General features: G+C 60.5%; 21 protein-coding genes. 7 read left to right on the top strand and 14 right to left on the bottom strand.

The window, feature by feature from the left end; all coding sequences use genetic code 11:
• Positions 1 to 5: 5 nt before the first annotated feature.
• The 6 genes from apaG (at position 6) to EIC84_RS08650 (ending at position 6,285) form a co-directional block, all read left to right on the top strand.
• Positions 6 to 413 carry a Co2+/Mg2+ efflux protein ApaG gene (gene apaG / locus EIC84_RS08675; protein WP_003068330.1) on the top strand — a complete coding sequence of 136 codons (408 nt, stop codon included), beginning with the start codon at positions 6 to 8 and terminating at the stop codon, positions 411 to 413.
• Positions 414 to 432: 19 nt separating this feature from the next.
• Complete coding sequence (locus EIC84_RS08670) at positions 433 to 2,400, top strand: site-specific recombinase (RefSeq protein WP_003068328.1); 1,968 nt, start codon at positions 433 to 435, stop codon at positions 2,398 to 2,400.
• 61 nt (positions 2,401 to 2,461) lie between these two features.
• Positions 2,462 to 3,439 carry a thiamine-phosphate kinase gene (thiL, locus tag EIC84_RS08665; protein ID WP_003068326.1) on the top strand — a complete coding sequence of 326 codons (978 nt, stop codon included), beginning with the start codon at positions 2,462 to 2,464 and terminating at the stop codon, positions 3,437 to 3,439.
• Positions 3,440 to 3,538: 99 nt separating this feature from the next.
• Positions 3,539 to 5,155, top strand: coding sequence for a DUF4139 domain-containing protein (locus EIC84_RS08660; protein WP_003068324.1), 1,617 nt, complete (start codon positions 3,539 to 3,541; stop codon positions 5,153 to 5,155).
• A 21-nt stretch (positions 5,156 to 5,176) separates the two neighbouring features.
• Positions 5,177 to 5,770, top strand: a complete 594-nt coding sequence (locus tag EIC84_RS08655; protein ID WP_003068322.1) for a phosphatidylglycerophosphatase A — start codon at positions 5,177 to 5,179, stop codon at positions 5,768 to 5,770.
• A gap of 23 nt (positions 5,771 to 5,793) precedes the next feature.
• Positions 5,794 to 6,285, top strand: a complete 492-nt coding sequence (locus tag EIC84_RS08650; protein WP_003068320.1) for a CinA family protein — start codon at positions 5,794 to 5,796, stop codon at positions 6,283 to 6,285.
• Between the two features lie 6 nt (positions 6,286 to 6,291).
• Here the strand turns inward: EIC84_RS08650 and EIC84_RS08645 are convergent, their stop codons facing one another.
• From EIC84_RS08645 to EIC84_RS08580, 14 genes are all read right to left on the bottom strand, one after another.
• Positions 6,292 to 8,178: a TadG family pilus assembly protein gene (locus EIC84_RS08645; RefSeq protein ID WP_003068318.1), complete on the bottom strand. Its 1,887-nt coding sequence runs from the start codon at positions 8,176 to 8,178 to the stop codon at positions 6,292 to 6,294.
• A 20-nt stretch (positions 8,179 to 8,198) separates the two neighbouring features.
• The gene (locus EIC84_RS08640) at positions 8,199 to 8,624 is read right to left on the bottom strand and encodes a DUF3613 domain-containing protein (RefSeq protein ID WP_003068316.1); all 426 of its coding nucleotides are present in this window, start codon (positions 8,622 to 8,624) and stop codon (positions 8,199 to 8,201) included.
• A 17-nt stretch (positions 8,625 to 8,641) separates the two neighbouring features.
• The gene (locus EIC84_RS08635) at positions 8,642 to 10,306 is read right to left on the bottom strand and encodes a tetratricopeptide repeat protein (RefSeq protein WP_003068314.1); all 1,665 of its coding nucleotides are present in this window, start codon (positions 10,304 to 10,306) and stop codon (positions 8,642 to 8,644) included.
• Positions 10,303 to 11,256 (bottom strand): type II secretion system F family protein, encoded by a 954-nt coding sequence (locus EIC84_RS08630; protein WP_034362843.1) that lies wholly within the window; start codon positions 11,254 to 11,256, stop codon positions 10,303 to 10,305. Before EIC84_RS08630 ends, EIC84_RS08635 begins: the two co-directional genes overlap by 4 nt.
• Complete coding sequence (locus EIC84_RS08625) at positions 11,256 to 12,224, bottom strand: type II secretion system F family protein (RefSeq protein ID WP_034362901.1); 969 nt, start codon at positions 12,222 to 12,224, stop codon at positions 11,256 to 11,258. Before EIC84_RS08625 ends, EIC84_RS08630 begins: the two co-directional genes overlap by 1 nt.
• Positions 12,217 to 13,551 (bottom strand): CpaF family protein, encoded by a 1,335-nt coding sequence (locus EIC84_RS08620; protein ID WP_003068308.1) that lies wholly within the window; start codon positions 13,549 to 13,551, stop codon positions 12,217 to 12,219. The genes EIC84_RS08625 and EIC84_RS08620 overlap by 8 nt, the downstream gene beginning before the upstream one ends.
• The gene (locus EIC84_RS08615) at positions 13,548 to 14,897 is read right to left on the bottom strand and encodes a histidine kinase (RefSeq protein ID WP_237704500.1); all 1,350 of its coding nucleotides are present in this window, start codon (positions 14,895 to 14,897) and stop codon (positions 13,548 to 13,550) included. Before EIC84_RS08615 ends, EIC84_RS08620 begins: the two co-directional genes overlap by 4 nt.
• A 28-nt stretch (positions 14,898 to 14,925) precedes the next feature.
• A complete protein-coding gene (locus EIC84_RS08610) occupies positions 14,926 to 16,290 on the bottom strand; it encodes a type II and III secretion system protein family protein (protein ID WP_003068305.1) in 1,365 nt (454 codons plus the stop codon).
• A gap of 3 nt (positions 16,291 to 16,293) precedes the next feature.
• Positions 16,294 to 17,283, bottom strand: a complete 990-nt coding sequence (gene cpaB / locus EIC84_RS08605) for a Flp pilus assembly protein CpaB (RefSeq protein ID WP_003068303.1) — start codon at positions 17,281 to 17,283, stop codon at positions 16,294 to 16,296.
• A 48-nt stretch (positions 17,284 to 17,331) separates the two neighbouring features.
• Positions 17,332 to 17,868, bottom strand: coding sequence for a TadE/TadG family type IV pilus assembly protein (locus EIC84_RS08600; RefSeq protein WP_003068301.1), 537 nt, complete (start codon positions 17,866 to 17,868; stop codon positions 17,332 to 17,334).
• Positions 17,869 to 17,888: 20 nt separating this feature from the next.
• Complete coding sequence (locus EIC84_RS08595) at positions 17,889 to 18,359, bottom strand: prepilin peptidase (RefSeq protein ID WP_080554222.1); 471 nt, start codon at positions 18,357 to 18,359, stop codon at positions 17,889 to 17,891.
• Between the two features lie 15 nt (positions 18,360 to 18,374).
• Positions 18,375 to 18,551 (bottom strand): Flp family type IVb pilin, encoded by a 177-nt coding sequence (locus tag EIC84_RS08590; RefSeq protein WP_003068300.1) that lies wholly within the window; start codon positions 18,549 to 18,551, stop codon positions 18,375 to 18,377.
• A gap of 417 nt (positions 18,552 to 18,968) precedes the next feature.
• A complete protein-coding gene (locus EIC84_RS08585; protein WP_034355129.1) occupies positions 18,969 to 19,283 on the bottom strand; it encodes a helix-turn-helix domain-containing protein in 315 nt (104 codons plus the stop codon).
• A gap of 181 nt (positions 19,284 to 19,464) precedes the next feature.
• A complete protein-coding gene (locus EIC84_RS08580) occupies positions 19,465 to 20,262 on the bottom strand; it encodes a YecA family protein (protein ID WP_003068296.1) in 798 nt (265 codons plus the stop codon).
• Positions 20,263 to 20,456: 194 nt separating this feature from the next.
• Here EIC84_RS08580 and EIC84_RS08575 point away from each other — a divergent pair, with 194 nt between their 5' ends.
• Positions 20,457 to 22,205, top strand: coding sequence for an FMN-binding glutamate synthase family protein (locus EIC84_RS08575; protein ID WP_034362839.1), 1,749 nt, complete (start codon positions 20,457 to 20,459; stop codon positions 22,203 to 22,205).
• Positions 22,206 to 22,213 lie beyond the last annotated feature (8 nt).

The raw sequence follows: 22,213 nt of genomic DNA, 5'->3' as shown, positions 1-22,213 counted from the left end.
AGCTCATGCCGATGAATGAGTTTCTGGTCCAAGTCCAGCCCGCCTACCTGCCCGAGCAATCCGCTCCGGCCGCCGGCGTCTATGTGTTTTCCTACACCATTACCGTCACCAACACGGGTGAGGTGCCCGCGCAGCTGATTGCGCGGCACTGGATCATCACCAACGAGCTGGGCCATGTCGAAGAGGTCAAAGGCCTGGGCGTGGTGGGCCGACAGCCGCTGCTGCAGCCCGGTGAATCCTTCGAGTACAGCAGCGGCTGCCAGCTGCGCACGCCCACGGGTACCATGCGCGGCAGCTATCTCTGCGTGAATCACGAGGGCGAGACCTTCGAGTGCGAGATTCCGCTCTTCGTATTGCAGATGAATGACTCCGGCGACCCCATGCCCATGCCCGAGAAGCGCGTTCTGCACTGAGGCAAGCACTCACATTTGCATGAAGAAAAGCACTCTTGACCTGCCCGGCCTGCTGGCGTCCCTGGACCCCGATGCAGGCCTTGCGCAACGCCATCTGTGGCTGATCCATCTGGCCGAATGGATACGCGCAGCCGAACCCTCTGTCGAAGGCGCCGTGCAGCGCGTGAAACAGATCGTCGAGGCCTTCGAGGCCGACCCCGAAGCCCTGGCCCGGCTACGCCGCTGGAGCCAGACGCTGATGGAGACGGTGGACATCACCGCCCTGCTGGCCGATTTCGGCTTCGCCCCGCGCACCGCCATGGCCAGCGAAGTGGCCGAGCGCCTGCGCTACAAGCTGCTGCCCAGCACGCCCGAGACCGAGGATGCCTCCGAGCTGTTCATGCTGGTCTTTCCCGACCGTTTCGACGCTCGCTGGCTGCATGCGCTGGACAGCCAGCTCATGGCCCGCATCACCACCTTGCTGACCCCGCAACAGCTCGAAGAAGGCGTGAGCTTCTGGGAGCGCAACCTGCTTGACGCCATCACCTATTGCGCGGGCCAGATTCTCTCCACGGGGTTTGCCCCAGAGCTGCGTCTGCGCATGAGCGAGCAGGCACGCGAGGAAAAGCCGTTTCATGCGCTGATCCACGATGTGGAAAACCTGCGCGTGGAGGTTATGCTGCCGCTGCGCACCACCGACAGGCGCGACGCCGCAGCCGCCCAGCTGCGCGAACGGCTCGAGGCCTGCCGCGCCGCCGTATCCTCGGTGTACTCCTATGTCGAGGCCGAAGGCATTTCCGTCGGCCTGATCTTCCGCCTGCGCCAGGTGCGTGCGCGCATTCTGCGCATTCGCCGCCTGCTCGATTGCCTGCTGGCAGAAGACCGTGCCTACGAGACGTCCGAGCTGCTCTCCAACCTCGTGGCCGTGGGCATAGAGCGCCGAAGCGTGCGCGCGCTGATGTCCACCAACTCATCGCTGTTGGCCGCCAAGGTAGCCGAGCGCAGCGCCGAAACCGGCGAGCACTACATCACCCGCGACGGCAGCGAATATCGCAAGATGGTCGCCAAGGCCGCGGGCGGCGGCTTTGTGATGGCCTTCACCACGCTGGCCAAGTTTGCACTGTATGCGTTGGGCCTGTCCGTCTTCTGGTCGGGGCTGGCTGCGGGCTTCAACTACGCCATCAGCTTTGTGCTGATCCAGATGCTGCACTTCACGGTGGCCACCAAGCAGCCGGCCATGACGGCGCCGGCCATGGCGGCCAAACTCAAGGACATTCAAAGCGATGACTCCATCCAGGAGTTCGTCGATGAAGTCGCCCATCTGGTGCGCTCCCAGGTCGCCGCTATCCTGGGCAACGTGCTCATCGTCTTCCCCGGGGCGCTGCTGCTGTCGCTGGGCTATGCCTATCTGGTCGGTCATCAGGCGCTCAGCACCCCGCATGCGCGCCAGGTACTGGACTCGCTGAGTCTGCTGGGGCCGTCGGTGCTCTTCGCCGCCTTTACCGGCGTGCTGCTGTTTGTCAGCAGCCTGATTGCCGGCGGTGCGGAAAACTGGTTTGTGCTGCGCAACATCGATTCGGTGATTCGCTACAACCCGCGCATCACACGTTTTCTGGGCACGGGCCGCGCGGATCGCTGGGCAAGCTTCTTGCGCAAGAATGTCTCCAGCTTGGCATCCAATATCTCGCTGGGTTTCATGCTGGGCCTGGTGCCTGCATTTGCGGCCTTCTTCGGCCTGGGACTGGAAGTACGCCACGTCACCCTGTCCACGGGCCAGATCGGCGTCGCCGTGGCATCGCTGGGCCGGGAGGTGCTGCATGACGATCTGCTGTGGTGGGCAGTGGCCATGCTGCCCTTCAATGCGGCGCTGAATGTGGGGGTGAGCTTCTATCTGGCTTTCCGTGTCGCCCTGCGTGCCCACAACGTCAGCGGCGTGGACCGCTCGCGCATCTACAAGGCGATACGCCAGCGCTTCTGGCGCAGGCCGCTGAGTTTTTTCTGGCCTTGACCTTTAACCGCCGCCGACCAGCGGCCACCAGGCCGCAGCATCGCGAGCGGCCAGAGACCTTATGGGTGAATTCGATCTGATCCGCCGCTATTTCCAGCGCCCCGTACGTCGCGCCGCCCTAGGCGTGGGCGACGATTGCGCGCTGCTGGCCCCGGCCCCCGGCATGCAGCTGGCCATCTCCAGCGACATGCTGGTCGAGGGCCGCCATTTCTTTGCCGACGTGAACCCGCGCCTGCTGGGTCACAAGGCTCTGGCCGTCAATCTCAGCGATCTGGCCGCCAGCGGCGCCAGGCCTCTGGCGTTCACGCTGGCCCTGTCTCTGCCCCGTGCCGACGAAGACTGGATCAGCGAATTTGCAACCGGCCTGCTGACCCTGGCCGATGCCCATGACTGCGAACTCATCGGCGGCGACACCACGGGCGGCCCGCTCAATATCTGCATTACCGTGTTCGGCGAAGTACCTGCCGGCCAGGCCTTGCTACGCAGCGGCGCCAGGGCCGGCGATGAGATCTGGGTCAGCGGCACTCTGGGCGATGCACGCCTGGCACTGGAGGCGATGCTAGGCCGCGTGCAATTGCCTGCCGAGCTGCTGCAGCAGACCCGCCAGCGGCTGGAAGCCCCCACGCCGCGCGTGGCCCTGGGCCTAGCGCTGCGCGGCATTGCCAGCAGCGCGCTGGATGTCAGCGACGGCCTGCTCGGCGATCTCGGCCATATTCTGGAACTGTCCAGCGTCGGGGCCACGGTAGACAGCCGCTGCACCACGCCCTTGATGGCCGCAGCCGCCTATCCGCACAGCGATGCATGGCAATCCGATTCAAAGCTGCAACAGCAATGCACACTGGCAGGCGGCGATGACTACGAGCTGTGTTTTACCGCCCCCGTAGCCCGGCATGCCGACGTGCTGGCAGCAGGCGCTGCCAGCGGCACGACTGTGCATCGCATAGGCCGCATCGATGCCGAGCCGGGCCTGCGCGTGATCGAGGCAAATGGAGCCCTGCTGCAAAACCGCTGGAAATCCTTCGACCACTTCGGCAGCTGAGCGCCGAGCACGCGGGCAGGAGGCGGCCGGCACCTGGCAAGCGGCGCGCCAAGAGCCCTGGGTTAAGCTCAAGCCCTCGCTATCCACAAGAGCTGCCCAATGCGTTCAAGCCGTCTTCTGCCCGTATCCATGGTCTGTGTCGCAGCTGCTTTGCCCGGGCTCGCCCTGGCCGACGCCAGCAGCCTCAGTGTCTCGGGCAATCGCGCGCCCATCACCGAAGTCACGCTCTATCCCGGCATCGCCGCCGTACAGCGCGAGGCACGCATCGAAGCCCAGACCCGCCTGCTCAGCTTTGAATGCCTGCCCGCCAGCGTGGATACGCAAAGCCTGCAGATCAGCGGAGACGAAGGCGTGCGCGTGGGTGAGATCAAGACCCTGATGCAATCCAGGCAGATGGCTGCCAAGGAGTGCACCAGTCCGCTGGACCAGCAGATTCGCGCCCTCGAAGATCAGCTCGCGAACATCGAGGCCGAGGAAGGAGCAGCCAGGCTGGTGGGCGATTTTCTGCAGGGCATGAGCAAGCCCGGCGACGAAGCCCGAATCAGCCCCGCGCAGATCGCCGGCACCAGCCAGGCCCTGCGCCAGACCAGCCGTGACAACAGCCTGCGTGCCCACCAGATTCAGCGCCAGAAGCAGGACCTGCTGGCGCAGTTGCAGCCTCTGCGCCAGGAGCGTGACCGCACGGGCTCCGAGCAGTCTCAGGTCATGAAAGTCAGCGTGCAGCTGGCCAGCGCACGCGCTGCCAATGTGCGCCTGAGCTATCACGTGCGCGGCCCCAGCTGGCAGCCCAGCTACCGCGCTCAGTTGAACACCACCAAGCAGCAGGTGCAGCTGGAGCGCCAGGCCCTGGTCGTGCAGGCCAGTGGCGAGGACTGGAGCAATGTGCGCCTGCGCCTGTCCACCGGCCAACCCAGCCGCAGCACCCAGGGTGTCATGCCGCGCCCCTGGACGGTGGATATCGCCCAGCCACTGCCCCCCGCCGCTCCGGCACCAGCCCCCATCGCCATGATGGCGCGCGGCGGAGCCAGGGCAATGCGCGAAGAGGCAGCAGCACCGGACTTGCCGGTGCTCGATGTCTCCAGCATCAACACGGCCTACAGCACGCAATTCATCGTGCCGTACAAGATCAGCGTGCCCTCCAGCGCCGAGCGCATCACGCTGTCGCTAGGCCAGGAAAATCTCGCCACCAGCCTGCTGACCCGCACCGCGCCGGCCATGGAAGAAGCGGCCTATCTGATTGCCACGCTGCAGGCTCCGCCAGGCATCTGGCCGGCGGGCCCGGTAGCACTGTTCCGTGACGAGGCGCTGGTTGGCAATGGCAGACTGGACTTTGGCAACGCCCAGGCGCTGGCGCAAGGGCTGTCTTTTGGCCGCGATGACAACGTCGTGGTACGCCGCCTGCCAGCGCAAAGTCATACCGGCAGCGGCAGCTGGGTCAGCAGCAAGACCGAGCGCAGCATCGTGCGCAACTACGCCGTCGAAAACCGTCACAACCAGCCCATCGCGCTGCAGGTGCTGGACTCGGCCCCTGTTTCGCGCAATGAGCAGATCAAGGTCCAGTCGCAATACAGCCCGCAGCCTGCCACCACCAGCTGGAATGCGGAAAACGGCATGGTTGCCTGGGAGCAGAATCTGGCCGCCCGCAGCACGGCCCAGTTCCAGGCCACGCACCAGATCCGCTTCCCCGAAAACCAGCCCATTACCGGCCTGCAATAAGGCAGCGCGTATCATCACGCCATGACGGATGACTCATCAAACAGCGCTGCAGCACCTGCCGATATTGCGCAAGCAGCTATCAATAACAAAGCACGCCCCAGCATGAGTGCGGCGGGAATCGCCCACCCCAGCGTGAAGTTCATGCTGCAACACCCGGCCCATCTGATTGCTCTGGGCTTTGGCTCCGGCCTGCCCCGCGTCGCCCCCGGCACGGTGGGCAGCCTGTGGGCCTGGCTGGCCTATCTGGTGCTGGCACTGTGGCTGAGCCCGGCACAGATCGGCTGGCTGATTGCCGCCAGCATTCCCGTAGGCTGGTGGGCCTGCACCGTCACCGCAAAACATATGCGCGTGGCCGACCCCGGCCATATCGTCTGGGACGAAGTGGTCGCCATGTGGATCGTTCTGTGGCTGTGCATGCCCATGGGCTTCTGGGGTCAGCTGGCCTGCTTTGCACTGTTCCGCTTTTTTGATGCCGTCAAGCCCCAGCCCGTCAAATGGGCCGACCGCCTGTTCAAAGGCTTCGGCCCGCGCGGCGGCTGGGGAATCATGTGGGATGACCTGGTAGCCGCCTTCTGCACCCTGCTGGTCGTGGCCCTCTGGCGGCATTTCTTCTGACCGCGTGATTCCTGGAGGAGACGATGAGCAAGCAAGAAGCCAATATCGAAGAACTGGTTCAGCAGTTGGCGGCCAGACTGACCGAAAAAGGCTGGATGCTGGTCACTGCCGAAAGCTGCACCGGCGGCATGATTGCCGCAGCCTGCACCGATCTCGCAGGCTCCAGCCAGTGGTTCGAGCGTGGTTTCGTGACCTACTCCAACGAGGCCAAGACCGAGATGCTGGGCGTGCCTGCCGAGCTGATCGCAAGGCACGGCGCCGTCAGCGAGGAAGTCGTGCGCGCCATGGCTGAAGGCGCCATCCGTCATTCACGCGCCCAGGTCAGCATTGCCGTGACGGGGGTTGCAGGCCCGAGCGGAGGCTCTGCCGAAAAGCCTGTGGGGACGGTGTGGGTGGGCTGGGGTCTGGGCCAATCGATCTACAGCATGCGACTGAATCTGCAGGGATCACGGGCCCGGATTCGTCTGGAAACGATGTCGCACATCTTGAAGACGGTTCTTGAGAACCTGCGTTGATTGCCACTAATAGACCAGCGCAACCGTTCCGCAGTCCATGCGCCCCTCCAACTCGGCCTGCGCCAGATCGATCCCGAGAAGTCCCAGGAGCTGATTCAATACGGGGTCCAGCAGAGGTGCCAGGATTTGCGCAATCACTGTGGACAATGTTTTGAGAATTTCCGCAACCAGCTTGGTAACAAGATCCAGCAGCCCGGCCAAGATATCGCTGCCGGACGGAGGCTGAATGACTTCGATCTTGTTGTTGCCAAACAGTCCCTGCAAGCTGGCTATCAAACCCTTCATGCTGAATTTCTGAAATGCTTCATTGTTGCTGTTCAAGGAAAGCAGGCTGTCGGGCGCACTCAAATCGAATATCTTGGAATCTTTCAAGGCCTCAGAGGAGTCAATCTTCAATCCTATTCCCCCGTAATAGCCGGCCTCTCTGGAAAGTAAAATCTGGCGGCCTATATCGATAATCTTGAAGGGCTGCAGATAGCTCGATGGGTTCTTGCTGAAGGCATTCGTGAATGCCTCATCAGCAGAGTTGCCGAACCGCCCGAACCGGATCTTGGCCACCGAGGTTTCGGCATGGACCCTCATCCTCCTGGTGGGCAAGCATTGACCATTCTCAACCCAAGCTTGCGCCCCAACCCCTTCGACCTGCACATCGAACCGGGTGGGCAGCGTTGTCAGCTGAGGCGAGACACTGGTCAGCAAGCCAATCAAACCGCCCAGTGCATTGACGAGCCCGGACAAGCCGTCCAGCACCTTTAGATCTACCGATATCAGTGCTTGAATCTGGGCGGTCTTCACCGCTACTGCAGCATTGGCATAAGAGGATACACTGGTGGTGGGCAAGGCGGCAATCACCGATGCCTGAGGCGGCTCGATCACCTTCAGGTTGAGCTTCACGCCAGCCACTCCTGGAATATCCAGTGCATTTCCCTTGACGGCCACTCCATTCTTCTGTCCTGAAACCTGAGCCAGCAGCTGGATGATGTTCAAGGCGTTCAGTTGCGTCTGCAATGCAGCTTCCGGCAAGCCTGAACTGACATTCAATATTTTTCTAAGCGTGATCTGCACATTGGATATGTTGGCTGCAATCACGGCATTCAGTGCGGTAATCGCCGCATTGACTGCGGAGGCAGAGTCTCCATTGGAAATCGGCCTTTGGAAAAGCGTCAGCATAACGTTGACCACATCCAGAGCCGAAATGGGTGCATCCAATATCTTCTCGTAATCAATAACGGTCGCATTGATATCTATGAGTCCTTTTTTCCCACCCAATTCCTTGAAGAAATCGAGCAGGGAAACATGGGCATTGGCCAGACCGTTCCAGCCCACTGCCTGAATATTCAAATTCCCCCCCAACAAACCGCCAATGATCGGATTCAAAATGGCCGATTTCTTATCGTCGATGACGAGCAAGGTGCTTCTGATTCTCAGCTGTGCCAACGGCCTGCTTCGCGCCGCAGTTGCAACGGCTTTGACCTGACGGCCATTCGCGGCAGTTACTGAAAACAGGAACAAATACGGCACCGTTCGCGCAACGGTCACACAGGAAGCATTCAAGGGGCTGGCCCCATTCACAAAATACGTCCTGGTATCGGCCACCCCGGGACTTGGGGTCCAGTTCCCGCATTCAACCTGCGGCACACCCGTCATCCCGTTCAATGTCGCGATACGAGCCGCATTCGCTTGGCAGGCTGCTGGGGTTTCGCCCTGGGCCCCCGCCAGGGCAGCCAGATCCGCAATCTTCTGCAGCTCACGCTTCTGCCAGAACACATTGCCGATATCGATGGTTGCCAGGCAGATCACGGCAATCATCAGCCACAACGCCCCCAGCGTCGCCACAGAGCCCGATTGGCGACGAATGCGAGTACGGCTCAGGCCTGTTGCAAATGACTGCATGCAAGAACCTCTTTGGCCACCTAACGGCTGCCGCCGGCTTTACTGCTCACCTGTGTTTCCGTGCTTTCCGGGATCTTGTGGGTAAAGCTCTCCAGATAGCGCTGATAGCTGCGCTGGGCCACATCGCTTGTCACGGGATAGGCATTGCGCGATGCGTACTGGCCACTGGCCTGCAGCGCCAGCAGATAGCTGGTGGCATCGCCCACCCGATTGCTTGCAGGCTGTGTCAGAGAGGCATTGCCTGGAGCCGGTGTCTGCGTCACTGCAGCCTGCGCAGATGCTGCAGGCATCGCTGCCGCACTTCGGGGCGCACTCATATTGGTCACGCCCGTGCCGATGCCGGTATTGCTGCTGGCCTGCGCCAAGGCGGCCGAGGCCATGCCGAGAGCCATCAACGCCAGGGTGAATGCGCGGGCCCGTTGGGTGAATGCTGTCTGCGTATTCATGGGGACTCCTTGAAGGTTCAGGGCCAGGCACGCTCGGGCGCGCTCTTCTTGGCAGAAGCTGCAGGCTTGCTGCCGGCATCTTCATCAGGTGTCTCGAAAAACAAGCCACTCGCCGCCGTTCGCTGGGGCAGCAGGGCTTGCACGGCCTGTTTGCTACCGAATTCACCGGCTTGGCGAACGGCGGCAGGATGTGCCGCAGCCATCACCACCGCAGCCTCCGGCGCCGATCTTGTCGGGCGCGAGATCACGGGCTGCGGTGCAGGCTCGGCGCGCGGAGCCGGTACCGCCTGCGTCTGCTGCAGTTTTACGGGCATCGCCTCGGTAAGTAGAGGCTGTGCAGACTTGGGCGTCTCCTGCTTCGCGGACTGAGAAGCCGTCGCCACGGCCACCTCCAGGGGTGGCGCCATTTTTGCCATCAATACAGGAGCTTGTTGCGCTTTAATTATGGCCGCTTCAGACTTCTTCGACTCTGAAACCCTTTCCAATGGCGCGGCAGCCGCTACATCGACAGGAGCAGCTATTGTCTGCACAGGCACAGGCGGCACGTAGGCATAGGTTTGCGGAGCTGCCGGCATCAATTGGCTCGCCCCCTGACCAGGGTGACGCGGCCGTCCTGCATCAAAGCTGCCGCCAGAGACCATCCACTGACCACCGCTGGGCCCCCGCTCCACATTCCGCACCATCATGGGCGCAGCCGCGGGCAGCGGCAGCGGGGACTGGGACGTTTGAGCAGGAGGCTGCACAGACTCCGCTGCCTTGACTACCACCACCGGAGCCTTTGCGGCTTCAGGCTCCGGTGCGGGCTTTTTTGCAGTGGGCGCCTCCTGCACTGCAGCGGGCTCCGGCACTTCGGCGGATTTCCCGGAGCTGGCCACGGCCTCGGGCGCGGTCTTCACTTCCGGACGGGAGAGGTTGACGACCTTGCCGGTCGCAGCTGCGGCAGGCTTTGCCGCGGCCAGGCTTGCAGTCCTCAACCACTCCCCGGCCTGCTCCTTGACCAGTTGCTGGGTCTGTGCATCCAGCTTGCGCTGGCGCATGAACTCCTCGGCCTGTGCGCCCTGGCCGCTGACCATCATGAACAGACTCAGATTGACACTGGCCTGAGCGTCCTCGGGGTTGAGCTGCGCCGCCTGCATCAGGGGGATGCGCGCTGCATTCAGATCACGCGCACGCAGATAGGCATAGCCCAGATCGGTCAACAGGCGCGAGTCCACGGGATTGCTCATGCGCGCCTGCTCCATCTGCAGAGCGGCACTGCGAAAGTCGCCCTGCTCTGCGGCCACACGGCCCAGGCCGTAGCGTGCGGCTCCGTCCTTGGCGCTGCCCAGCAGGCCCTGGTAAATGGGGATGGCCGCACTGAGCTGCCCCACCTGACGCAATGCATCGGCGCGCAACAGCCGCGAATCGCTGGAAGCTCCCCACTGCTTGTCCAGCGCATCCAGGTGCGCAATGGAGGCATACCAGAGCGACTTGGACTGCATCTGCTTGACCAGCGCGAGGTAGGTGTCCTGCGTGTCGACCACCGCCTCCTTCTCCAGCGGCCTGTCTGCTGCGGCCTTGGCTGCGGGCGACAACACGGGCTGGTTCTGCCCCAGCAGATTACCCATGCTGGAGCAGCCCGACAGCAGGGCCATGGTTGCAGCGGCCAATGGCAGCATCAGATATCGGCTTTCTTTTTTCATTTCGTCATCCCTCCCAGCGCCCGGATCACGGCAAGGAACCCCGGTCCGGCGGTAATGATGATCAAGGCCGGAAGCAACGTGACCACCATGACGGCAGTCATCTTGACCGAGATCTTTCCTATCAACTCCTTCATCTTGGCCTTGCGCTGCTCGCGCAGACGTTCGCCAAAAATGCGCAGCGGCTCCTGCACGGCTCCGCCGTATCTGTCGATCTGAATCATCAGTGATGTCAGATTGGCCAGGTTGTCGTTCTGATAGACCTCGCTCATGCGCCCAAAGGAACGCTCACGCGTGCTGCCCCGGCTGTACTGCTGGTTGGCCAGTTTTATCTCTCGCGAAAGCACGGGCATGACGTTGCCAAAGTCAGAGCCTATGACCTGCAGAGTCTGGTCCAGACTCATGCCCGTGCCTTGCAGCAAGCCCAGCAAATCGACGAGCAAAGGCAGCTCGCGGGCGACGCTGGCCCTGCGGCGGCCAGCCACGCTGCGCAGCACCCATTTGGGAAGCAGAAAACCTATGGCGAACGCAGCAAACAGGTAGAGCAGAAATTGCTTGCTGCCCGAGAAAACAAAGGCAGCAAGCAGTACAAGCAATACAGAGACCACGCAACGCGCTATCAGGTATTGCAGCTGCGCGCGAGTCGACCCCCAGCCGCATTTGCCCAGCAAAATGCGGTCTTCCTGAGCAACCAACGCCTTGCCAAGCGAGGTATTGAGCCAGTGCGCAGGCAGCTCGCCATCGCCATTGAGCGAGCGCAGCAGATCTGCGGGCCTGGCAGGCGTAGCAGCCTCATTCGCCGCAGCCGCGCCGCTGCGGCTCAGTGCATCCTGCACCACCTGACTGCTGCGCTCACGGCGCTGATGTGCATAGGCAATCAAAGCCGCTCCGATCAACGCCGCCAAGGCCAGAAATGCCACGCTCAGCATCAGCAAAAGACGGGATGTCTCCATCAATCTGCCCCCTCATCGAGCTTGGCCATGCGGTAGAGCAGCAGCACACCAAAGACCTGCAAAGCAACTGCTGCCCATATGATGTTGCGGCCACTGGCGTCATTCCACATATTCAAAAAGTAGCTCGCGTTAAAGGAAATGATCAGACAGCCCACGGCCACCGGCAGCAGGCTCAACACCCAGGCAGACAATCGCGTTTCGGCCGTCATGGCAGAGAGATCCTGCTCGGCCTGTTCGCGGTCGCGCATGAAATTGGCCACACGTTCCAGCAGCAGATCGACCCGCCCCCCATAACGCACGCTGATGCGCAGAATAGCTGCCAGCAAGTGCAACTCGTCCAGCCTGGTCTGCCTCGCTACATGGGTCACCGCATTTTCCAGATCCATGCCCGCGCGGGCCAGACTGGCGGCTTTTTCCATGACCGACTGCAACGGGTCTTTGGTGCTGGCTGCAGCCATCTGGAAGGCTGCCTGAACGGAGTTGCCAATGGTCACCAGGCGCACCGTGTTGTCGAGAAAGCCGGGCAACTGCTGCGTGAGCCTGGTGCGGTACTTCTGTGCCCGCGTGAAAAGCAAAAAGAAAAAGCCAATTCCCAGCACCACCAGCGCTGCACTACCAGCCAGCCAGCCAACAGCAAAGCCAACGATCAGAAACGCCGCGACAATCAAGGCCAGACTGCCATAGAAAATTCCGGCACCGACCGTCCCCAACAAAATGGCGGGAACCGGCCAGCCTGTTCTTTTCTCGTTGCCCAGTAAGGCATCCGCCGCCGAGCCATCAAAAGCCGATGCCGCTGCATCCTTTGTAGCAAACCCGGCCGCAGCGGCTGCGCTTTTTTCCAGGCTCTGCTCCAGATGCCTGGTCATACGGCGCGTCTTCTGCTGCCGGCTGGCAAGCATCCACAGCGCAATCGCGGCAGCCGCAATCAGCAGCGCCAGACTCAGGAGCAAAAACGCATTGCTAGCCATGGCGCAGTCCCGCATGGTTTGCGCCGTTGCCTCCGGCGTGCTGCAGCACCGCGCGATAGCGCGTCAGCTTGGGCGTATGCGGCACCATGCCCAGCGTGGTCCAACGCTCCAGATCCTCTCCATCATTCTGGGGCAGCAGCTCGTGACGATAGAGCTCCTGGGTGGCAATCACGCTATCGATGATGCCCGTGACTTCGGTGATCGATGTGATGCGCCGCTTGCCATTGGGCAGGCGGCTGATCTGCACGATGAAATCGAGCGCATTGGCAATCTGGCGGCGCAGGCTGACCTCGCTGCCCTGAAAGCCCGCAAAGCCCGCAAGCATCTCCATGCGGTGCAGACACTCCCGAGGAGAGCTGGCGTGGATCGTGGCCATGGAGCCGTCGTGACCGGTATTCATGGCCTGCAACATCTCGAGCACTTCCGCACCGCGCACCTCGCCCACCACAATGCGATCCGGGCGCATGCGCAAGCTGTTGCGCAGTAGATCCCGTATGGAAACCACTCCGGCGCCTTCAAAACCACCGGGGCGGCTTTCCATGCGCACCACATGCGGATGAGGCAGCGTCAGCTCGGCTGTATCCTCAATCGTCACCACCCGCTCATTGCCGGGGATGAAGCCTGCAATCGCATTGAGCATGGAGGTCTTGCCGCAACTGGTGCCGCCGCTTATGAGAATATTGCAGCGCTCGCGCACCGCCAGCTCCAGCAGGCGGGCCATGCCTTCGTCCATGGTGCCGAAATCGACCAGATCCTGAACCCGCAGCGGATCATTGCGAAACTTGCGTATCGAAACTGCCGGCCCGTCCAGCGACAGCGGCTCTATCACCACATTGATACGCCCGCCGTCCGGCAAACGCGCATCGACCATGGGCGTGGATTCATCAAGGCGGCGGCCCAGCGGGGAAATGATGCGGCGCACGATGCGCAGCACATGAGCGTTGTCGGTGAAGTGCAGGGCCTCCTGCTGCAAAATGCCCTTTCGCGAGACAAAGACGCGCTGATAGCCGTTGATCAGAATGTCCTCAACTTCCGGGTCAGCCATCAGGTCATCAAGCGGCCCCAGCCCCGACAGCTCCTTGTTCAGAGCCTGCGCAATCCATTGCACCTCCTCGTCATTGACGGGAAACCGCTGCTGACGCACAAACTGCTCCAGTTCCTGGTGTACAAACTGGCGCACACGACTGGTTGACCATTTGGCAAACACCGCGCCCAGCTCCTCCACACGCGTCAGCAAATGCTCGTGTGCAACGTTCTTGATCAGCAGCAGTTGCTTCGAGTCCGAAAAATGACTGCCTTTTTCGGCGAAAACAATATCCATGCTCATTCGCCTCTCCTCAATCGCTTGGCCCATTGCCCCAGAACGCCCGATGCTGGCGCCGCGACCTTGTTGGCCGCAACCGTTCCGCTGAGCAATGCTCTGGCCATGCTTCTGACACAGGTCACATAGGGATCACCGCGCAGCGACTGCGACAACAACTGGCCACAGCTGGCGGCATTCAGCAAAACCGTGGATCGATCCGGCACCACGTGCAGCAATTCCAGGCCAAGGCGCTGTGCGACCTCTTTGGCGGGCAGGCCGGCTTGCGCATTGAATCGGTTAAGCACCAGTTTGAGCGTGCTGCGACTCACGCCCTTGGCATCAAGCTCCTTGAGCATCTGTGCCGTAGACACAATGCCTCCCAGCGACTGGTCACAAACCACCCAGCCCTGTCCGCTCTCGCGCAGCAAAGGCGCCAGAAAATCAGCCTGCACCATGCCGCCCAGATCGATCACCTGCACCCCAAGCAAGCTCTTGAGCGTGTTGACTACGCCCGCTGCAGCCGCAGGGCTGACTTCGCGCAGCATGCCCAGATCGGAAGGCCAGGCCAGAGTCACTGTGCCCGTGGCGTGCTTGGCAAAGGCCGATTCGATCAATGTCGCGTCCAGGCGGCGCGTATTCTGAACCGCATCCACAAAACTGAAGTCACCCGCGATGCCCAGATACAGCAAGCCATCGCGTGCAGGCAAGCCCAGATCCAGCAACGCCGCATGTGCAGACTCATCCAGCGGCAACTGACTTGCGCCAAAAGGCCTGGCAATCTGCTTTCTGTTCTTGCTACCTCGCATGTCATAGGCATGCATCTCCTGGAACATCACGGCGAGATGTGTTGCCAGCGTAGTCACCCCCATCCCTACACGTGCCCCCAGCAAAGGCAGGGAGAAACCTTTGGTTTCCGGCTCCGGCTCCGGCTCCAGCGCCACAGCCGCAGGCAGCTGACGGCGTGCATGCATCTGATGCCTGATGGCCGCATTGGCCTCGCCTTCGGACGCATCCCAGTCAATGAATTCAGCCACCCCACAGCGCAGGGCAGCACGCATGGAAGCGGGCTCGACAGCAGAGCCGGACCCCATGATCACCACACCTGGAAAGCTGGCGCGCAGATCGCCGACCAGGACGATGGCAGCCTCCGTCATGGGAGCCGAGAAATCCACGATCACCACGCCAAGCCCAGGCGCCGAAATTGCAGTGTGAAGCGCAGCCAGATCGCCTGCCACCGGTATCACTTCAGCATCGCTACCCAGAACACTCGCCAGCCAGAAAGCGTGCGATGGCGACTGGGTCACCAGCACCACGCGCGCATTGCCGCTCACCGCCCCTGGCTGTGCGGTATTGAGTTGGGATGAGTCCATGCGCATATTCATGCCTCTACCCAGACACTCAGCGCGAGAAGCCTGGCGCCACGCTGGACGACAGGCCACCCGCCACCCATGGACCCCACACCGCAGGATCACGCTGCTCGGTGCGCCCAGGCAGCAGCGGCTCCACATTCACATCGCGCGCCAGCGGTTTGACAAGGCGCGGCGTCACCACGATCGCCAGCTCGCTCTCCTTTTGCTGAAACTCCTGACGCTTGAACAGCACGCCCAGAATCGGAATATCGCCCAGCAAAGGAACCTTGTCGGTACCTGATGTGGTGTTGCGACTGACCAGTCCGCCAATCACAAAACTCTCGCCGTCACCCAGCTCCACCGTCGTATCGGCACGGCGGGTGGTAATGGACGGAACAGTCGCGCTGTTCAGAACAATGGTGTTGGCATAGTCCAGCTCGCTGGCCTCGGGCGCCACCTTGAGCACGATGCGATCGTTGGACAGCACCGTGGGTGAGACCGTCAAGCCAATGCCGTAAGGCTTGTACTGAATGGCCACCATACCCGTACCCGCAGGTACGGGAACCGGCACTTCCCCGCCCGACAAGAAATTAGCACTCTGACCCGACAGAGCCACCAGCGTTGGAGCCGCCAGCACTCGCGCCAAATTGTTGCCTTCAAGCATGCCGATGTTGACGCCAATTCCGGCCTTATCGAACTGCATCAGCAAGTTGAAGGCCTGGGTCAAAGGGTTTGCTGCCGCGCCTGTGGTGGAACTTCCGCCGCCAGTGCCATAGGACCCGCGTCCAAAAATACCAAAGCTGAAGCCCGAGCTGTTGGGCGCCGTGCTGAACAGGTTGAGGCCCACCTTCTTCATCTGGGTCTTGTTGAACTCGACCACCTTGACATCGACCTGCACCACATTGCTTTTGAGCTGAACGCTGGAGAGATCGACAGTCTTGGCCTTGTCGGCCAACTGCGCATTCGCCAGCTCGCCGGCAAATTGCTGTTCTATCAGGCTGGAGGCCTTGGCCGTGCGCAATTCCACTCGCTGCTGCACATTGAGCATATAGGTCTGCGCCTGTGCTTCACCGCGCGGCCAGACCATGAACGATGTACTGCCAGGCTTGAGCGGGCTCAGCAGAATCTTGGCGGCAGCACCCTTGCCCGCGCGCTTGATATGCACCGCCGCAATCGTGTCGTCGCCGATTGCGATGCGTTCCACACCGCCAGGCAGGTTCAATTCATGCTGAGCGCCCATGACCAGCTTGATTTCCCTGGCTGCTGTCGCTTGCTGCGCTCTGCTTTCGCCCGCATTGGGCACTTGCTGCGCAAGGGCCGGGACAGTGACAACACTCAAGGACAGGCTGCAGAGCAGATACAGCGACTTCAGCGAAAAGGTGCGGGATGCGATTGAAACAGTCTTGTTGTTCATAGATCAATACCGCACGGTTTGGGAGTTGGCGCCACGCACGAATTCAACGGGCAGGGAAGAGTCTGTGGAAGCGGTACGTGTGCGCGGCACTGCTGGCTTGGCAACCCCGGCTGTCATGGGCTTGGCCGCATTCATGCGCGCAGCCGAAGTGCCTGCAGAACCGGCCAGGCTGCTCATGGCCACACCAGCCTGCGCTGCGTCAGCACCTTCCAGCGGAACGGCAACAGACCCCTTGGCCATGGCGACGGCCAATATGCCAGGCAGTGGAGCAAACTTCTCGCTATCCGGCTCTGTCATATCCATGGGATTGCGCAACGCCAGCAGCAGACTGCCATTGGAGCCCCCCAGCAGCAACTGATTAACCTCGGCCACCGGCACCGCAAGCACCGCAGTTCGGGCATTGTCGGGGCCATTGGCCTGCTTGCCCTCTGTTTTCTCCGCCGAACTCAGAGCGTCCACCGATGCCGCACCATAGGCCAGCACACGCTTGCGCGAGAGCAGCAAACGCGCCTGGCTTTGGTCGATTTCATTGCCATCACGACGCAGCGCAAAGAACACATCGACAAAGTCCCCAGGGCGTATGCGATTGCCAGCACCAATGCTTTCGTCGACCTTGACCGCGACCGCACGCTCCCCCTCCGACAACTTGAGCGCCAGGCCGGTCACCATCTGTCCTTGGAGTACGGGTGCGCCCTTGGGAACATCCACCGCAGGAACGGAGCCAACAGCTGCCTGAATCTCGCCATAAGCGCCGTCGGGTTTGGCAGGCAACTGCGTGAGCTGCAAATCCTCGGTCTTGAGTGCCTGACCCGCCGGAATGGCCTGTGCAGCCACCACCACGCTCATGCCGGCATTGGATTTGCTGTCGCTGGCGGAAGCTGAAGCCTGAGGGTCCGCTGCCTGAGGAGCCCTGGCGAGCATCCATCCATAAACGCCCAGAGCCAATGCCACTGCCAGCAAAACCCCGACCGCGATCTTTGCGACATTTACCATAGATTTCCCTCTTCTTACTTTGCCTGAAAGAGCAAGGCTTTATCGTTTTCAGTCAATCAAGCTAATCTGTGCGACCGCCTTTCCCCGCAACAAATTGGGAGTGGGCAGACTCAACAAAGGCCCCAGCAACCTTGGGATCAGCGGTGCAGAGGCGTAGTTGTAGTTCACCTGCATGGTCACGCAGTTCACCAGGCTGGCATCGTTGGAAGCAGTGAACGATGCAGACCCCGTGCCACATAGACCAGAGGTGGCGTACAGCCCCGCAGCATCGCTGACACCTGCGCTACATCCTGTAGAGCCAAAGCCAGCACCAATTTTGGAAAGCCAATCCGTCGCCAATGCCGCAGTGGCACAGGCTGCAGCAAGACGATCCAGCAACTGCTTCTCCTTAGTCGCCGAACTGCCAGAGGACGGTGCTGGATAGCGCACTGCGGCTCTTGCTCCTTCGGCGGCAGCCAAAGTCAGAGTCTGCTGTGCAGCAAAGATCAGGCCATAAGTAATGATGGCGTAGAAGATCAGAAAGAAGATGGGAAAGAGAATAGCAAATTCAATTGCTGCCGCACCTTGCTGTCTTTTGAATTGCATAATCCCCTCCTTTCTTATTGCTATTTATTCAGCATCAGAACAATTACCGTTGCCATGGAGAGATAAGTCACATAAGGGATGAATCTTCTATTTTTTTTCTGAGTGCCATCGCCCCAATTCAATGCAGGAGCATAAAAATACTTGAGATGACTCCGAACAACTAAGCCGTGAGCCATCGCGAAGATGCAACTCAAGCCCCATATCGGAAGCAGCAATTTCCATCCAACCCAAAGACCCAGTACCAACGCATATTTAACATCGCCTGCCCCCATCATTTTCATTCTATAAAAAACAAGAAGTACAAGAAACGCAGCCACAGCCCCGAAAAAGGAGTCTAAATAACCAATACTTATAGGATGTGAATCAGGGAACATTAGTAGAGAAAGCCCTGCAATTAATGCCCCCGATATCACAATCCAATTAAAGCATTTCCTGCTTAAAGCATCATTCACTGCAGCTACAAGCAGCCAAATTAAAAATATCAAACCCATTAATTTCAATTTAATTTACGATGTAGCTTGAGGTAGCGCATCTTTAATCTTCTCGAAAAGTGTCTTCAGCGCACCTCCTAAATCTGTGAAGGTAATAACCAAACCCGCAGCAATCAGCCCCGCAATCAACCCATACTCAATCGCCGTTGCACCTTCTTCATCACGCCAGAATTTGATGATTTGGTCTTTCATGACTAGCTCCTTCAACAATCAGGTTTGTAGATCGCTGTGGCTGTTTTCGACCACCGCGGAACCAATCTTACGAAGCCAGAAACATCTTGAAATATTTGAAATAGCTATCAACAACTATGCAGCATAGTTCCCGGCAATTTCAATCAATGTGCAAGCGAGTACTCCCACAGAAAAACCCCAATAAAAACAAAGACTTCACAAAACACCGAGACGCATCTGCAATTTTCTTGACTCTTCCCTCACATATGTCTTCCGGTTCAATCTACGCAATCTTCATTTATTTCCTACAGATTAATAGATTTCATCCTACATTCAATAATCGGGTTAACCCTTGTTTTTAAATGAAAAAACAAAAAGGCCTGCAGATAGCAGGCCTTTCTGAAACAAAAGAGATTGCTCAATAAAGTGATTCGGAAATCACTGCAGAGCTTTAATCAATTTGAGAGCAATGTCCTGCAGCGGTGGCTGCAGTTTTCTATAGGAGTCGAGCAAGCGCTGCTCATCGCTGGGTAGCGATGCGGTCTCGGAATGCAGGCCTGCCATCAATTCCAGCGCCGTGGTCTGCAGCGCGACGGCCAGTCTTGCCAGCGTGTCATTCTTGAGAGTGCGAATGGCTCCCGACTCGATCTGCGAGATGGCGGATGCAGTGACATCCGCCATCTGCGCCAGGCGTCCCTGACTCAAACCCAGCGCCTGTCGCCGGGCGCGTATGCGTTCACCTAAATGCGTCATCTATCCCACTAACTCACACTGCACGCAAATGCCTGCGCAAATATCGCGCGACTTTTTGAGCTCCCCAACAACCGAGACGCTTTTATAGAAGGCCTTTGCAACCCTAACTCGGTGGCAGCAAGCAAAGACCGCCCTGCGCCCCTTGGGGGAAAGCGCAAAGCGCCTCAGGCGATGGCTCTGGTCAGGCTCCGTGGCACTTCTTGAACTTCTTGCCGCTACCGCAGGGGCAAGGGTCGTTACGGCCGGGCTGCTCGCCCTTGACGATGGTTTCCTGGCGTGGGCCCATGCTCTTCCACAGACGGTACAGGTCATACACGGCCCAGATGGCTTCGCCAAAGGCATCCACACGTTCCTGGCTGGTCGAGGCAGGACCGGCTTCGTCGTACAGATTCAGAGCCGGCTCGTCCGTGTCGTCCTCGGTCAGGTTGACGATGAACTCCATGGCCGCGTCCAGCAACTGGGCTGCTTCCTTGTCGCGTGGCGCGGCCCATTCGTCGGCCCAGTTCTCCACCACGAACATGAAACCCAGCGCCCAGACCTGAGAGAACGACGGCACTTCTTCGCCGGCCAGCTCGGCCTGTTCGGCTTCGGGCAGGATGGCGATGGCACCACGCGTGTCCAGCGCTTCGGGCTGGAAGGCCGCGTCGTCGGCCAGGGACTTGATGTCGGCGTCCAGTTGCTCGCGCACTTCGGCCAGGCGCAGCTCGAACAGCTCCATGAAACGTGCCTGCTGGGCCTCGTCCTTGAAGGCTTCCAGCTTGGGCAGAGGCTGGCCTTCGGCCACTTGCAGGGCTTCGCCATCGCCCAGCAACATGGGCATGTATTCGGCAGCGGCGATGGGACGGCGCGTGCAGACCAGAGCGGTCAGGAAACCGTCACAGAATTCCCACTGGGGAATTTCGTCGCCGCGGGTGCGCAACTCGTCGAGCAGCGCGTCCAGCTCTTCGAGCTGATCATTGCTCAGCGCGCCCTCGGGCATGTCGGCGAGAGCCGCGTCTTCTGCGGCGGAGTTAGGTGCTTGTTCTTGCATAGGGAAAGGCTTTTATGATGGCCCGAACCATTTCATCACTATCGAAGTGCAGGGCCGGGCGATGGATCAAGGGGACAAAGCATCCAGGACGGATGCCCCCGTACAGGCTGAATTTTAGCGGGCCGCCATCAACACACCCTGCCATGGGAGTATCTGCAGTGCATCGCTTCTTCAATAGTCTGCCCCTGCGCTATGGCGCCCTCTTCATTTCCGCGCTCGTGCTGGGCATTTCGCTCTACACGCTGACCACGGCAGGCAAGGGGCTTGGGTGGTTGATTGCGTCTTTGCTGCTGGTGCTTCTCGGCATCTGGGATCTGCTGCAAAAGCAGCACGCCATACTGCGCAACTATCCCGTCATGGGGCATATGCGCTTCATCTTCGAGTTCATACGCCCCGAGATTCGTCAGTACTTCATCGAAGGCGATACCGAGGCCCAGCCGTTCTCGCGCGCCCAGCGCTCGCTGGTCTATCAGCGTGCCAAGGGTCAGGTCGACAATCGGCCGTTCGGCACCCAGCTCGACGTGAGTCAGCAGGGCTATGAGTGGGTCAACCACTCCCTGCAACCCACCAAGCTCAGCTCTCATGACTTTCGCCTCTGGATTGGCGGCACGCAGGAGCAACCGGCCGAAGGGGTGGATCCCTGCACCCGCCCCTATCACGCCAGCGTCTTCAATATCTCGGCCATGAGCTTTGGCGCGCTGTCGGGCAACGCTATCCAGGCGCTGAACCAGGGCGCGAAGATGGGCGGCTTCATCCACGATACGGGCGAAGGCTCGATCAGCCAGTACCACCGCATGCATGGCGGCGATCTGATCTGGGAAGTGGCTTCGGGCTATTTCGGCTGCCGCAATGCGGACGGCACGTTCAGCGAAGAAAGATTCGTCGCCAACGCCACCGATCCGCAGGTCAAGATGATAGAGATCAAGCTCAGCCAGGGTGCCAAACCCGGCCATGGCGGCATGCTTCCCGGAGCCAAGGTCACTCCCGAAATTGCAGCAGCACGCGGCATACCGATTGGCGTGGACTGCATTTCGCCCTCCAGCCACAGCGCTTTCTCCACCCCTGTGGAGCTGATGCAGTTCATCGCCAGGCTGCGCCGTCTTTCAGGCGGCAAGCCCACGGGCTTCAAGTTCTGCGTCGGTCACCCCTGGGAATGGTTTGCCATGGTCAAGGCCATGCTGGAAACCAATATCACGCCCGACTTCATAGTCGTAGACGGCGCCGAAGGTGGCACGGGCGCAGCGCCTGTGGAGTTTGTCGACCATGTGGGTGTGCCGCTGCAGGAAGGCCTGCTGCTGGTGCACAACACCCTGCTGGGCGTGAACCTGCGCCAGCGCATCAAGATCGGTGCGGCAGGCAAGGTCATCACGGCCTTTGACATTGCCCGCATGATGGCCCTGGGTGCCGACTGGTGCAATTCGGGGCGCGGCTTCATGATGGCGCTGGGCTGCATCCAGGCCCAGAGCTGCCACACCGGCACCTGCCCCACGGGCGTCACGACGCAAGACACCGTGCGCCAGCAGGCGCTGGTCGTGCCGGACAAGGCCACGCGCGTCGCCAACTTCCACCGCAACACCCTGCATGCGCTGCAGGAGCTGGTTCAAGCCGCCGGCCTCAGGCATCCCAACGAGATCACGGCCCACCATATCGTGCGCCGGCTGGACGACACCCAGGTCAGTCTGCTGTCCAACCTGATACTGCGCGTGGAACCAGGCTGCCTGCTCCAGAACCTGGAGCGCCAGCACAAGGTCTTCCAGAACTACTGGCCGCTGGCCACGGCACAGAGCTTTCAGCCCCTGCATGAGCCTGTGTTGCGCCCGTCAGCTGCGGGCGGCGCCGACAACACGGCACAATCGCAAGCTTTTCCCCAGCGCAACGGTATCTGGACCTGAGAAGCCAG

This window comes from Comamonas sp. A23 (genome assembly GCF_004522605.1).
GTDB lineage: Bacteria > Pseudomonadota > Gammaproteobacteria > Burkholderiales > Burkholderiaceae_C > Comamonas > Comamonas thiooxydans.
Note: the sequence above shows the minus strand (reverse complement) of the source record. Positions and strands in the feature narration are given on the sequence as shown.